At 67.7% G+C, this 13,750-nt stretch carries 8 protein-coding genes; 5 read left to right on the top strand and 3 right to left on the bottom strand.

Going from position 1 to position 13,750, the window contains the following annotated elements; all coding sequences use genetic code 11:
• The first annotated feature begins 60 nt into the window (after window positions 1-60).
• Window positions 61-885 (top strand): DUF2637 domain-containing protein, encoded by an 825-nt coding sequence (locus EXE63_RS02490; protein ID WP_168140632.1) that lies wholly within the window; start codon window positions 61-63, stop codon window positions 883-885.
• Window positions 886-1,027: 142 nt separating this feature from the next.
• Window positions 1,028-2,548: a PPE domain-containing protein gene (locus EXE63_RS02485; protein WP_168140631.1), complete on the top strand. Its 1,521-nt coding sequence runs from the start codon at window positions 1,028-1,030 to the stop codon at window positions 2,546-2,548.
• Here EXE63_RS02485 and EXE63_RS02480 read toward each other — a convergent pair.
• The gene (locus EXE63_RS02480) at window positions 2,545-3,534 is read right to left on the bottom strand and encodes an IS481 family transposase (protein ID WP_168140630.1); all 990 of its coding nucleotides are present in this window, start codon (window positions 3,532-3,534) and stop codon (window positions 2,545-2,547) included. The genes EXE63_RS02485 and EXE63_RS02480 overlap by 4 nt on opposite strands.
• Window positions 3,535-4,287: 753 nt before the next feature.
• On the opposite strand from EXE63_RS02480, the gene EXE63_RS02475 reads away from it, so the two are divergent.
• Window positions 4,288-5,214: a DUF4262 domain-containing protein gene (locus EXE63_RS02475; protein WP_168140629.1), complete on the top strand. Its 927-nt coding sequence runs from the start codon at window positions 4,288-4,290 to the stop codon at window positions 5,212-5,214.
• Between the two features lie 135 nt (window positions 5,215-5,349).
• On the opposite strand, the gene EXE63_RS02470 is transcribed toward EXE63_RS02475, so the two are convergent.
• Window positions 5,350-5,685: a DUF732 domain-containing protein gene (locus tag EXE63_RS02470; protein WP_168140628.1), complete on the bottom strand. Its 336-nt coding sequence runs from the start codon at window positions 5,683-5,685 to the stop codon at window positions 5,350-5,352.
• Between the two features lie 146 nt (window positions 5,686-5,831).
• Between EXE63_RS02470 and EXE63_RS02465 the strand changes: the two genes are divergently transcribed.
• Entirely contained in the window at window positions 5,832-6,299 is a 468-nt protein-coding gene (locus EXE63_RS02465) for a hypothetical protein (RefSeq protein ID WP_168140627.1), read from the top strand.
• Window positions 6,296-7,345, top strand: coding sequence for a tetratricopeptide repeat protein (locus EXE63_RS02460; protein ID WP_168140626.1), 1,050 nt, complete (start codon window positions 6,296-6,298; stop codon window positions 7,343-7,345). The genes EXE63_RS02465 and EXE63_RS02460 overlap by 4 nt, the downstream gene beginning before the upstream one ends.
• A gap of 182 nt (window positions 7,346-7,527) precedes the next feature.
• Here EXE63_RS02460 and mobF read toward each other — a convergent pair whose 3' ends face one another.
• A complete protein-coding gene (gene mobF / locus EXE63_RS02455) occupies window positions 7,528-13,488 on the bottom strand; it encodes a MobF family relaxase (RefSeq protein ID WP_168140625.1) in 5,961 nt (1,986 codons plus the stop codon).
• Window positions 13,489-13,750: the final 262 nt, after the last annotated feature.

The following is a 13,750-nucleotide window of genomic DNA, read 5'->3' as shown; positions in this document are numbered from 1 at the left end:
ACGGCAGCGCCAGCCCCACCGACGCCACCACCCACGATTCTGCGAGAGGACAAGATCGCGATGGAAGAGACCATCCAGCGGCACCCGTGGGAGGAGCTAGCCATTCGGGCGGCCGCCGTGGTACTCGCCGTGTCGATCGGCGCGGCCAGTATCCGCTTGAGCTTTACGACGTTGGCCGACATCGCGGTACGGTCCCACGTCCCGCCCGAGAACGCCTGGCTGTGGCCGTGCTCGGTGGACGGAGCCATCATCCTGGCGACCCTCGGCGCCGTGGTCTGCAGGTCCGATCCCAGCGCACGACGGTTCTTCTGGGCCGTTCTCATCGGCGGGCTACTGGTCAGCATCGGCGGAAACGACCTACATGCGGTCCTACCGCCTGACCAAGAACTGCACTGGACACTGCGCGCCGTCGTCGGGGCTGTCGCCCCGATCGCGGCCGTACTCAGCATCCACGGCCTCACGATCCTCCTGGGCAGGAGCCGCCCCCGGAGGATTGCTGATCAACGCGTCATCGTCACACCTCAGCACGCGGTGCACCCGCAGGAGGTGTCCGTGCCCGCGTCGTCGCACACGGCGACCACCGGACCGGACCTGCCTACTCGCGACGAGGCCCCCACCCCGACCGTCGCAGCGGGCCACGACCGCACCGACACCGGGTCCGCGGCGTTGCCCTACACAGACCTCGCGGACAAAGTGCTGGGCATCATCACCGTCAAAGACATTGAGCCCGCACAGGTCTCAGAGGTTCTGCGGATGAGCTACGAGCACAACCTGCCGAATCGGGATATCGGTCGCCGTCTGGCTCTACGCCACCACACGGTCGGCAAGATCATCGACGCGAGCGCACAAGTTCTGCGAGATGAACCGTTGGCCAAAGTCTCCTAGAGAACAGCGCGTGGGCGACAGCCCACAGCTAACAATTTTGGTGCGCCGACACCACCCACGCGGCGTTTATCATCAGATATCAAAGGGCGGGTCCACTGGTGGGCTCGCCCCACAATGACGAGCCAGTTTGGAGCGGTAACCGATGGCCATCACTTTCGATGCCGCCGCGCTGATCACAGCGGCCGGACGACTGTCCGGCGATGCACAGCCTCACGCCCCCGCAGTCGCTGAACCGCCGGGGGTCGACATGACCTCTGTCTCGGCGGTCTCCCAGCTCAACGGTGCGTCCGCCGCCCTGGCGGCACTGTTGACGCACGGTTCGGCGGTACGTGAAGTCGGCGCCCTTGCCCTCTCGGGCACCGCGGCCACTCTCAGCGGCCAGGATGAGGCCAACGCCGCAGGGATCAGTAGCAGCACGGGTCCGAGCTCAGTCTCCGCGCCCGCGCCGCTTCCGAGCATTCCGGCACCGAGCGTCCCGTCCATCCCGACGGTTCCGGCGGCATTGGCTCCGCTGCCGGGCGAGGCGCATTCGCACGCCCTCTACGGCGGTCCTGGATCGTCGAGCTTGCACTCCTTCGCCGAGCAATGGGAGCGGTCGGCGGCCCTTCTGCGTCAAACGGCAGCATCCACCACCCAGGCCGGTGACGAGATCGACGCCAATTGGGAGGACAGCAAGCAGCGGGCCGGCGCGAACACTCGCCGACACGGCGAGTGGTTGTCTCACATGAGCGAGCAGGCGGACACGCTGGCGAACCATGCGCGCTCGGTGGCGCAGAACTTCGAGACCGCAAAGCAGAGCACGCCAAGTCCGCAGGAATTCACCCAGGCCCGCCAAGATCTCGCACAGGCAATGCGGCGCTTCCAAGCCTCTGGCGGAGTCAATGCCGTTGAGGTACAGCAGAAGACGGAGAACTTGGCACGCAAACAGGCCGAGGCCACCGCCGCCGCCGCGGACTATCACTGCTCGGTCAGCAGCAGCACGCTCTCAGCGATGGGGGACACGATCAAGACCGCACCACCGATCGCCGGGGGTGGAGACGGCGACGGTGAGGTTCAAAGTGCGGGGTGGAAGCCAGGCGACAAGCGGCACTACCCGATCGTTCGCGGCCCAGGTGGACTGGGACCGGCGCAACCGCCCGACGGTCCCGGTTGGGTCGAAATCGGGCCGCGCTCAGGGAACTTCGTGCGGCCCGATGAACTGCCTGGTCTGAAAATCCTGAATCCGGGCGACCTGGGGCCTGCACCGTTCTACGACCGTAGCGGCGGCGAACATCGCTACGTCGAGCTCGTCCCGGGCAGCGGCGCGTGGGTGCCCGACACCACGCTTTCCGACGCCCAGATCAAAGCCCCCGGCGCGCTGGGACCATACGGCTCCGAGGAATATCTACCGGGATCGGGCATTTGGATGCCTCGCGAGGATCTGATTCCGGATCCCCGTGACCCCACCCCGCCCAATTACGGGCAGACCGTACCCGCCGGCTTCACTCAGTCGACGGGTTTCGCCACGAGTCTGGGCGACGGGTGGGATGACGACCCCGTGACAGAGGCCGAACAGATCGCGCCCCCGGGGTGGAGCCAGGATTATCACGGCAACTGGTCACCTCCGGTGATCACGCCCGGCGGTGCGATGGGCGGCGGCGGCGGGGGACGAGCGCCGATCTAGCTGTATTGACCTGAGAGGTTAGTTACACGGCTGGCTGGTGGTTGACCGCCGAGTGCTGTGTGACCGCGGTGGTGATTGTAGGTGTGCAGCCAGCGGGGGTACTCCTGGCAGCGTTGTTCGTCGCTGGCGTAGAGCCGGGCGTAGGCCCACTCATCGGCGAGGGTCCGGTGAAAACGCTCGACCTTGCCATTGGTCTGCGGCCGATACGGCCTGGTGCGGCGATGCTCGATGCCGTCGCCGAGCGCCTCACGGAAGGTGTGTGACCGATAGCATGATCCGTTGTCGGTCAACACTTTTCGCACGGTGATACCTTGTTTGAGGAACCAGGTGTTGGCCCGTTTCCAGAACTCTGCGGCGGTGTCCTTGCGTTCGTCGGCCAGCATCTCGGAGTAGACCAACCGCGAGTGCGCGTCGAGGGCTGTATGCAGGAAGTGATAGCCCCGCAATGGCTGACGGTACTTGTTGGTCGTCCCAGTCTTGTCCGCCTGAGAATTGCGCCGACCCTTCGTGCGTCCGAGCATGCGCCAGCCGCCGCCGGCGGGGATCCTGCCCAGCTTCTTGACATCGACGTGCACCAGATCGCCGCATGCCGCTGATTCCATCCGGCGCACGACGCGGCCGGTGGCCCGGTCGAGCCAGCGCAGCCTGGCGATGCCGTAGCGGCGCAGCACGTTGTGCACCGTGGAGACGTTCAATCCCAGCAGGTAGGCGATCCGGGCCGGCCCCCACCGGCGGGTGACGCGCACGCCGATGATGCGCCGCTCGGTCCGTGTCGGGGTGCGGTTCGGGCTCTGATGCGGCCGTGAGCTGCGGTCGGCCATCCCGGCCTGGCCCAGCTCGAGGTAGCGATCTCGCCAGCGGACCGCAGTAGGGACCGACACCTGGAAGCGTTCGGCCGCGCGGCGCAGCGACCAACCGTCATCGACGATGCAACGAGCCAGCCGCAGACGACCGGTTTCAGACAAAGGGGCATTACGGTGAACCACGAAGACCTCCGCAGTGAGTTGGTGCGTTTCCTAGACAGTTCGCACTTCACTCGGAGGTCTTCGTCTTGTCACCTCACCACGCCGTTACCAACGTCCGTGGTCAATACATCTAGCGCGACGCACTCGGGCCACGAGCTGATCCTTCGGCGACGGCCACCACGGAGACCGACGGGCGGCCACCACTCGTCATAGTCACCACCCGGTTGAGCGGCTATAGTTCGAACACATGTGCGATCCTTTTGTGCGGTGGTCGGACGGTGAGCAGTACCCCACCTTGCGCCGCGTCGACAGGCCGGTTTGGGTTCACATCGAGAAGGTGTTCCCGGACCTTGGGCGGCCGATGACCGGTGTCCCCATGTGGGTCCGCGGTTCGGCCGCGAGGTTAGAACCGTGGATGCCTGGTAGGCAGGTGGCGTGGCTGCGTCGATTTCGATGGCGGCTGGCTGGCCTTGGTCGACGTACCCGTGGCGAGTGCAAACAGCCAGTCGGAATTGGTGATGCAGCTCTGGCTTTCACCTGAGCAGTTCTGTGTGACACCACCCCCGGGCTGGGTAGCACCGACGTCCCGGCGGGAGTAGCTAGATGCTCCCGCCGTACCGCCACGGAGTGTGAGAAACCTTCAGCAGCACCGTCGGTCGCGTCAATTGCCCGGCTCCTCCACCCGGTCAGATCGCCGCGGGGTGACGGTAACGTCGGGCCGATGGCGCCAAGACCGTTGCGGCAGAGCTAGTGCACCGATGGCGGGGTAGACCGGTGGGCGACGAACGTTCCGAAACCACGACACCGCATGACCGCGGCGGGTGCCGCTGTCTGATCTGCGCCGGCGGGGCAACCGACACCGTCGAGCCGCGGAAGCGTCGGACCGTCGCCACCGTCGAGCGGTACGGCCACCAGTGCACCACCGTGGGCGCCTCCCAACCCGACGGGCTGGCGCCGCCCTACGGTTTCACCTCCGGAATGTGGCACTCCTACCGGCAACCCGAGCTGGCGATCTACGGCATCGGTGGCCACGAAGTCATGACCCACACCCTCAACACCGTCGCCGACCGCACGGTGGCGCTGGGGCGGCAGGCCGAACACGACGACCGGTTCTCCGGGGTGCTGAACATGCCCGGTGTGGCCGTGGGTGGCTACTGGCTGATGCTGGCCCAAGTGCACCCCAGCTGGCTGGGGTCACAATTCGGAATCTCGCTGGAGTTCAACGCCGGAAATCAAGTGGACTTCCTGCAAGTGGTGTGGCCGGACGCCGAAGGCCGCTACCCCGGTGAACCGGGCTTCGACGAAGCGCTCGCCGATCGACAACCGCTGCTGTGGCTCCCGGTGCACGAACATCCACCCAGCGTGTGGCTCACCGCCGAGGTCCGCGGGGTCATCCCCTCCGGTCTGCGCCGGGACTTGGCCGACTCCATGGCGAGCTGGGAGGCGCGGCCACTACAGCCCGACGCCACCGCCACCGCGTTGGCACGTCTGGCTCGCAGCGTGGGCTCGACGCTGAACTGGATCTACGACATGGAGCGCGGACGCGGCGACGTGATTCCCCCAGATGTCGTGTACGCGTTGGCCAAAGCGTTCGTGGCGTGGGATCAGAGATCACCAGCCGAATCGGACGGTGCACTCGGCGAGCGGTTGCACCACGCCGGTCGGGTTGCCCTGGACCTTGGCGGGACTGAGCCCCAGTAAGCGCGAGCGACCGCGATCTGAAAGACGAAGGGCGTCAACCAGGTTGCGCGGTGCGCCGGAGATCACCATGGGCCCGCGCGGTAGTCGTTCGGCTGTCATGGGAGGCACAGCGCGCGACATGCCGCTGAGCTGCAATCAGCCGGGTGCTTGGGTGCACATGATCCCGTGCGCGGCGTTGACCAATGACGCGGCCTGCTCCGGCGACGTCCCGTACTGGCCGGCCAGCGATCCGGCCGCGCCCTGGGTGCCCTGCCCCGTGTACAGCAGGCGGCACGCCTGAAGTCCGGCGGTCAAGACCTGATCGTCGTCGCCAGGGAACCCGGCGCCACGCGCTTGATTGATGAAACTCTGCTGTTGACCGGTGATCGGGATCGGCCACGCCGAGGCGGTGCCCACCGCCGTCGACAGCAGCGCTCCGGCACCGAGAGTGACGGCCAATGCTCGAATGGTCTTTCCGCCGAATGCACCCATGGGTGTGTCTCCTGTCTCGCGTCAAGGCACCGGTGTGCTCTGACCTCTCTCACCACCGTAAAGCCGATCCCGACCCTGCCAGCGCACCAATTCGGCCGCCTCGCCCACGCGGCCACCGGGGATCCCGTGACGCCCAGCCTTGGGGCATGTGTTGCAGTGTCAGCTTTTTGGTGCATCCCACCGCCAACCAGCGCTGGGACAATGGAGCGGTGATGGACGTCCTGGCGGCCAGCGAGGCCTCGAACACATTGCCGCCTATGCCTACATGGTCGACGGCGCTCCTCGTCGCAGCCGGCCTGTGGTGGTTCGGCTGCCTCGTGGGCGCCCTCTGCTTCCGCACGCTGCGGATCCAGCGGCGGTTCTACTGGACGGGCTATGGCGGCGTCGCGGCCCTGTGCGGTGTGGCGATGTTCCCGCGGGGGTGGGAGCTCAGCGTATGGGCGGTGGCACTGGTCGCGTTGGCGAGCGTCGGTGACGCATTCGTGCGCACTGGTTACCTCAAGGTCGGTGGGCGGCTGTTCACCATGTCCGCGGCCGCCCGCCTCCGTGACGAGCAGGAAAGCAAGGAACGCGACCGCAGCGAGGATGCGCCGCAGGCGACCACCCCGCGATGACCGAAGCCGATGCCGCGGTGCCGCTGGCCTGGGCGTACATGGAGGCCAACAGGTACCAGCGCGCCGAGGAGGTGCTCAGGTCCGCCCTGTCTACCGACCCGCATCACCCGCGCCTCCTCGCCGCCCTCGGCCTAAGCGAGGTCAACCAAGGCAAGTTCGCCGCCGCCGAGCAGACCGCGCGTGCTGCGCTGTCGATCGCGCCGCAGGACGAGGGTGCGATGCTCACCTACGCCCGAGCCCTGCACGGTCAACACCGTATCGGCGAGGGGCTGGAGGTGACGCGGGAGGCGGTCACCCTGCGCCCGCACAGCTCGTCGGCGCACCACTGGCATGCCGAACTTCTGCGCGCCGCAGGCCGCCTCGACGAGGCGCTGACGGCCGTGGAGGAGGCGCTGCGGCTCGATCCGCACGACGTGGACACGATGGTGCTGCGCGCCGGCGTGCTGCTCGCCAACTTCGACATCGAGAGCGACCAGGCGGTGGCCGGGTATCGGGACGCGCTGCGGGTGCAGCCCGATCACGCCGGAGCCCTGCACGGTCTGGCTACCGTCTTCGCGGTACGGCGCCAGAACTGGCGGGCCATTTACGGCTTCCTCGACGTGGGACGGCTGGAACCCGAGGAAGCCGAGTTGGTCCGCTACAACGTCGGTGTCGTCCTGACCAGCGTCCTGCGCAAGTCGAGCTGGGTGGTCCTGGTCGTCGCCATCGCCGTGGTCGCCGCGCGGGTGCAGCACACCGACGGCCACTCCACGACCTTCGCGCGAACGGTGGCGGGGCTGGGAGCGGCTCACCTGCTGCTCACCCACACGCGGCTGAGGCATCACCGACTGCCACGCCAGACCCGCAAAACCATTATGCGGCAACGGAAGTTGCTCGCCCTTCGTTCCCTGATGCTCTATGTCGGCGTGGTCGTGGGCGCTCAAACCGCACTACTTGGGGCCATGCTGCTTCCGACGATCCTGGCGTTGCTGTTGATCCTTGCCGTGCCCGTCGTCCTGGTGGTGGCCACCGTCACCCGGGAACGACGGCCTCCCGATCCGCGGTGACAGCAGAACGTCATACTCGACGTTGAGCCGACCTCGACACAGCTGACCGCTCGCATCGCCGAGGTGGGGTTGCCCGATTTCTCGAGAGGTTGGCGGGCGACCGATTCGTCCCTGCGGAAATTCTGCACAGCGACGACGCGTCCGCGCCATCGCCGCAACCCCCATCGTCGCGGCTGAGCGATCTAGAGTTCGCGGCTCTCATTGGCTCGGTCGCTGTCGTGTTCAGATGCGTCGATGCGGTCCCACAGCTGGCTGTGTACCCGGTGGCCGCTGGTGTGCTGTTGACGCAACTGCCGGCGCCGCTGGAGGGCGTCGGTGACCTCGGTGTCGAGCAGTGTCGGGTCGCAGCGGTCGGCCTGATCGAGGATCGCGTCGCGGTCGGGCTGGGCCGCCCGTCGTGCCGGGGTCGCCATGTCGACGGTCAAGGTCACCGACCACGGCAGATCCTGGTGGAGCAGTCCCAGCAGGGGTGCAGACGGTGCCGGCGGCCACCCGCGGTCATCGCCGTCAACGAGAAGCAGGCGGGCGCCGGTGTCGGCGGCGTGTTCAGCCAGGTCGGCCAGGACCTCCGGAGCAGCGTGACTCGCGCGGTCGACGACGATGGTGGTCTGTCCGTCCAGCTCCTCTTGCTGGGTCGCGATCAATCGATGCAGGTCGGTGACGGTGTGGGCGGTGTCGGCCGAGTCGGGTCCGGCGATGCGGGCTGCGCGGTCGGCATCGGTGCTGCACCACAAGATCCGGCGTTCACTGGCCAGGGCCGCTTCGTGCAGCACGCGCAGGGCGTCGAGCGCCGCGTCGGCGTCACCGGCGTGCACGGCGGTGACGGTGAATCCGCTGCGCGCCATGGCATTCAAGCCGCGGATGGTCTGCTCAGACAGGGTGGTGGCCAGTTCGGACGGAACAGTGAATCCGCGCTCGATCTTGTAGTCACCGGCGGCACTGAGCATGTCGATTTCGGTGCGCAGCGCCGCGATGTTCTCGCGAATGTGCTCCGCGCTGCGGGTCTCGGCTTCGGCGAACGCGATGGCGGTGGCGGTTTCGGCGCGCTCGAGCGCCGCGGCGAGGCGGTCCCGGTCGGCGCGGGCGGCGTTGAGCGCGGCGATGTCCTCGTCTTGTGCTCGACCGCGGGCGGCGTCGACGTCGTCGGCGGTGACGATGCGGTCGGTGCCGCCCGCGGCTTCCGCCCGGCGGGTCAGGGCGTCGGTGAGTTCGGCGTGGAACTGGGCGGCTGGGGTGGTGTCCGGTAGTGCCATCAGGGCGAGCTTGAGTGCAGCGCGGGCGCTGCTGACGTCGAGTTCGTCTGCGCTGGGGTCGTTGTGAAGTTCGGTGAGCCGATCGCGCTCGTGTTGCACGTATGCGGTGAGGGCGTCGTAGTGTTCCTCGGCTTCGGCCCACCGCGCCATGACGTTCTGGACGGCCAGCAGGTGGGGGCGGTCCTGTTCGGCGCGGGCGCGCAGCGCCAGCAGTTCGGCATCGGCGGCGCGCACGGCCGGCCCCTGATCGGCCATCACCAGGGCACGCTGGCGGCGGACCGCTTCGGCGGCGGCGTGATACTGGCCGCGCAACGCGACGACGTCGGCCACCACGTCGGCGACGGGTCGCGGAAGGGGACGCTCGATCAGGAGATCCTCGAACGCCAACCGGTCGTCGGTGTCGAGGGAGAGGTCGTAGGGGTCCGGCGGGAGCTCGTCGTAGAGCTCCGTCGGCTCGATGAGGTTGCCGCCGTATCCCAGCCCCAGTTTGGCCAACAGGGCGTCGTCGGACAGGCCGACGACATGCAGATGGTCCTGGTCCTCGCCGGTGAAGTGCTCGGGGTCGGGGTAGTGCAGAAGCAGTTGTTCGTGCTCTTCGGCGGTGAGCGGCGCCTCGTCCGGGATGGGGATGTCGTCGTGGTCGTACGGGTGATCGCCGGTGAACAGATCCACCGAATAGGTGAGCAGGCGGGCGTATTCGTCGGGTCGGATCGCGACGCCGTGGTCCTCGTCGGGGTCGACGTCGCGCAGATGTTCGTGGGCGACCTGGAGCAGCTCGCGGGGCTGCCAGCGGGTGGGGTCGGCGTTGTCGATCGCGGCGACCAGACGAGCGAACGCGGGATCTGCGGCAATCGTTTCGGCGACGGCACTGCCGAACTCGGCGGTCAGATCGGACAGCCATCCCGGTCGCAGATGTTGGTTGGTTGCTTCCAGGACGGCGGGTTGCAGACGCCCGGCCAGGCGCCACCACAACGCGGCGCCGGGCATCAGATCGGGCAGTGGCCCCTCGGCGGCGACGTCACCAAGCAACTGCGGCAGGTTGACGTCGGTACGGGCAACGTGGGCCAGATGGGCGGCCAGCTGGGGCCAGTAGGGGTCGCGGCGGACCCGGGGGTCGACCGCGTCGACGAGGCCGTCGAAGCGGGCGGTGTTTGGCGTGGTGACACCGATTGCCTGGGCGGCGGTGTCTTCCAACATCTTCTGGATGCTGCGATCGCGGACCGCGTACTGGTCCGGGCCGGTGAGGCGGGTGTCGGCCGGCGACACGTCGTGTGCGGCGCGGAACACCGCGATTTCGGCGCGCAGCTGCGGGCTGGCGTCCAGCAGTGGGCGCGCCCACGGCGGGGCGGTGCTGGCGTCCCAGTGGATTGCGGTCTCGCGGATCGCGCCGGCGAGGGAGGTGACCAGGTCGTGGCGGGCGTGCAGGTAGGCCGCGTGGTCGGTGTCGTCGTCGAGAAGTCCGGTCGGCAGGTCGGGCAGCCAGCGCAGCGGTCCGGTCCGGGCGGAATGCGCACTGGTGCTGTCCAGCCGCCAGTCCAGGACGGCGGCCGGATCCGCGGCGGTGGTGAGCTCGCGTTGGGCGACGGCGTCGCGTAGGCAGGTGATGGGGTTGTCCCCGGACACGGCGATGGTGGCCAGGTGCATCCGCAGCACGGGCCAGGCGGGCATGCGGGTAAGTCCGGTGTAGGTCTGGTCCGCGGTGGCGTCGATGGCGGCCATGCGGTCGGGGCCGAGGGCGTTTTCTGCCAGCGCCCCCACCGAATGGGTGTACATGCGCGCGGCCATGCCCAGGCGGGTGAACGGGTCGACGGCGGTATCGGCTTCGGTGGTGGCCGACACTTGAGCGCCGTCATGGGCCAGGACGCGTTCGAGGACGTCGATGGCGGTGTTGGGGTGGGTGGCTCTGGGGGTGAGGACGTTGTGGGCGTCGGTTTCGGCGGTTTCGAGGTAGACGTGGCTTTCGTCGGTGGCGCGGGTCATCGCGACGTAGAGCTGTTGGCGGGTGAGGCTTTCCGAGCCGATGACGTGGCACGTTCCGGTGCTGGTGCGCGATCCGATGGTCATGCCCTGGGAGGCGTCGATGGTGGAGGCGTAGCCCAAGGCGGTGTAGGCGTTGACGTACCACGCGGGCAGGGTGGCTTTCTGTCCGGTGTCGGTGCGCGAGACTGCCAGCGAGCCGTCGTTTCTGACGGTGTCGACGCGCCAGCGTTGGCCGTTGCGGACGAAGTCGCGGCCCCCGGCCAGCCGCAGAGCGCGTTTGTTGCGGCGGGTGGCGACGATGTCACCGGCTGATGCGCGCAGCCCGTCGGCCAGGGTGGTTTCGCGCATCGCCGCCGCGGTGGAGGTGTGGTTGGGGTCGGCGGCCAGGGCGTCGAGACGATCCGCGCGGGCGCGTTCGTTGAGCTGCGCGACGATCTCGTTGGTCGGCGCCAGCATCGCCGAGTCGTGGCCCGCCGCGGTGTCGGCCGCCCACCGGCTGTAGGCCGCGTCGATGATGGTGTCCCCGGATCCGACATGGATGCGCCCGGCGTCGGCGTAGAACGCCAGCCCGGACGGATCGCCCTCCCGCAGCGCCAACCCGGCTTGGGCTTCGGCGCGGGACTTGAACCGCACGACCTCGGTCAAATTCAGGGCGCCGTAGGTTCTTTCGATGTCGCGCAAGATGCCGCCGGCAGAGATGGACGCCAGCTGTTGGTCGTCGCCGATTCCCGCAATACGGGCACCGCGCGCCAAGGCGATGGTGATCGCCTCGTCGATCTGCAGGGTGCCTGCTTTGCCTACTTCGTCGATGATGATGAGGGTGTTTTCGTCGATCTTGTCGAACCACGTGCGGGCCGGATCGTCGGTGGCGTCGGGGTTGCGGCGCAGCCAAATGAACTTGTCGATGGTGTCGGTGGTGGCCTTGATGTCGTCGCGAAGCACCTGGGCGGCGTTGGCGCTGGGGGACAGGCCCAGCACGCTGCCCCCGGACTCCTCCCACGCCCGCGCCAGCACGGACATGGCGGTGGTCTTGCCCGTTCCGGCGGGCGCCAACGCAAGCTGGAACCGTGCCCCGGAGGTCGCAATTTCGCGGACCAGGGTCTCTTGACCGGTGTTCAACGTCCGTCCGCGTTCGGCCTTTTCGGCCAGCAGCGCCATCTCGACCAGGTCGCCGTCCAGGCGGCGGCCGTCGGTCTGCCCGGCCGCGTGCAACACCCGCTTCTCCGCCGAGAGGATGGCCTGGCTGGTGAACAATTGGGTACCGTGGGTGCTGTAGACACTGGCGCCGTCACGGCGGCGCAGCGCGGCCGGTTCGGCGAGGTCGGTGTCGGTGACCCGCGCGTGCCCGACGCTGTTCGGGTCACCGAGTGCGGCGGCGGTAATCGCCTCGACGACGTCGTGCTCGGTGGCCCAGCCCGCCGCCCGCACCGCGCGCAGGGCTTCGGCGTAGACGTGGTTGCGCTGCCAGCTCGACCGGGCCTCGGAGACGGTCTCCACGACCGTCGCCGCCTGTTCGGCGATCCATTCGTCGGTGATGTCGGCGACGTCGCGCCGCCGTGGTGCGCGAACATCGACGAGCATGTGCGACAGGGCTTGGGGGCTGCCCAAGATCTCGACGGCTTGGGTGCGCCACTGCTGGCGTTGCTCGGCCAAGGAGCGCGGTTCGTGCTTGGCGGTTCGGGTGTCCAGGGTGGCGCGCTGATGCAAGGCGATGGCTTCAACGGTCGTCGGTTCGCGGCCGTGGTCGGCTTGAAATGACTTGGCCAACTCGGTGTAGCGCGCCTTGATCATCACCCGCCGCGAGGAGAAACCCTCGTTCAATTCGGTGGGCACTCCGACGATCTCGCGGACCGGACGCTTGCCCCGTTCGGCGGGCGGTGTCTCGGCGAAGTGCAGCCCGGCGCGTTCGACGGACAGCGCTTCGATGCGGGAGTTGTAGAACTCCGAGGCCGCGACGGTGCCCTTGAACAGTGGCCGGCCGTCGAGAGCAAGCCAGCGGTAAATGCCGTCGTGCCCGCGGGCGCGCACCTTGTTGCTCACCGCGAGGTGGGTGTGAAGATCGGGGTCCCCGGCGCGGCTGTCGCGGTGAGTGAAGCCCGCCGCGATGACTCCGTCTACGTCGAGTTGGGCCACTCCTTGGGCGCCCATGCGGGTGAACGCCATGTTGTTTTCGATGTAGTCCAGCGTGTCGGCGACGGCCTGATCGTGGATGTCTTCCAGGGTTTTCGCCAAGTCTTTGGGGGCCAGTGCCCACAGCACCGAGAAGCTCTTGACGGGGCTGAACGTGAAGTCGTATCCGGCGGTGGAGGTGGTCTGGTCGCGGGTCTGGGTGGCGATGAAACCGGTCAGTTCCCGGTCATCCAGCGGCGGACGGTCATAGGTCTCGGCGAACAGTTCGCGGGCGATGGTCGTGCGCATCTTGGCGCGCAGCGTGTCGTCGATCGGGGCGTTCCACGACAGGCTCTCACTGAGGTTGTGGTCCCGGTAGGCCACCGCGAGACGGCGTTGTAGTTCAGTGGAAGCGTCGTTGATGACGAACGGACGGCCAAGGCTCACAGCCTCTTTGGCCGCCGCCTTGGGGGTGCCCATATTCGCGATCAGATGCTCCGCGATCTTGCCGGCGTTGGGGTGCAAGCCCAGGCCGTAGATGGCCTTCATCTGGTCCTCGATGACCGCCGAACCAGAGTCGATGCGCCACATGGCTTCTTCGACGTCGGTGACCCAGGTGCGCGACGGCGGGTCGGACAAACCGGGCAGCCCTCGGCCCATCCATCGGCCCGGGGACTCACCCTTTTCCGAGTAGTAGTCGCCCAACGAGGAGCGGCCCCGTTGTTCGGCGTCGTGCGCGGCGGTTTGGCGGATCAGGTAGAGGTACCCGTCACCCGCTGTGAGCTTGTGAATGCCCATCATGACCGCATCACAATCAAACGGTAAGGGGGCCTCTCGACACTTCTGGGGAATCTCGTATCCGGCTACCGCCGAACGGGCCGTTACCGTTTCGTGACCTTAGTGCAAGAGGTGTGTGGTGCGGCGAGGGGCTGAAAACAGAGGGTGCAGGTAGAGGGCATGTGAGGCGGGATGGGTGAGGAAAGCTGGAAGCAGATGGTGAGGACGAGGGGGCAGGGGGAGATGTGAGAAAAGTGGTCAACAGCAAACGGTTGACGTGAAGGGA

It is taken from the genome of Mycolicibacterium frederiksbergense, assembly GCF_012223425.1.
Lineage (GTDB): Bacteria > Actinomycetota > Actinomycetes > Mycobacteriales > Mycobacteriaceae > Mycobacterium > Mycobacterium frederiksbergense.
Note: the sequence above shows the minus strand (reverse complement) of the source record. Positions and strands in the feature narration are given on the sequence as shown.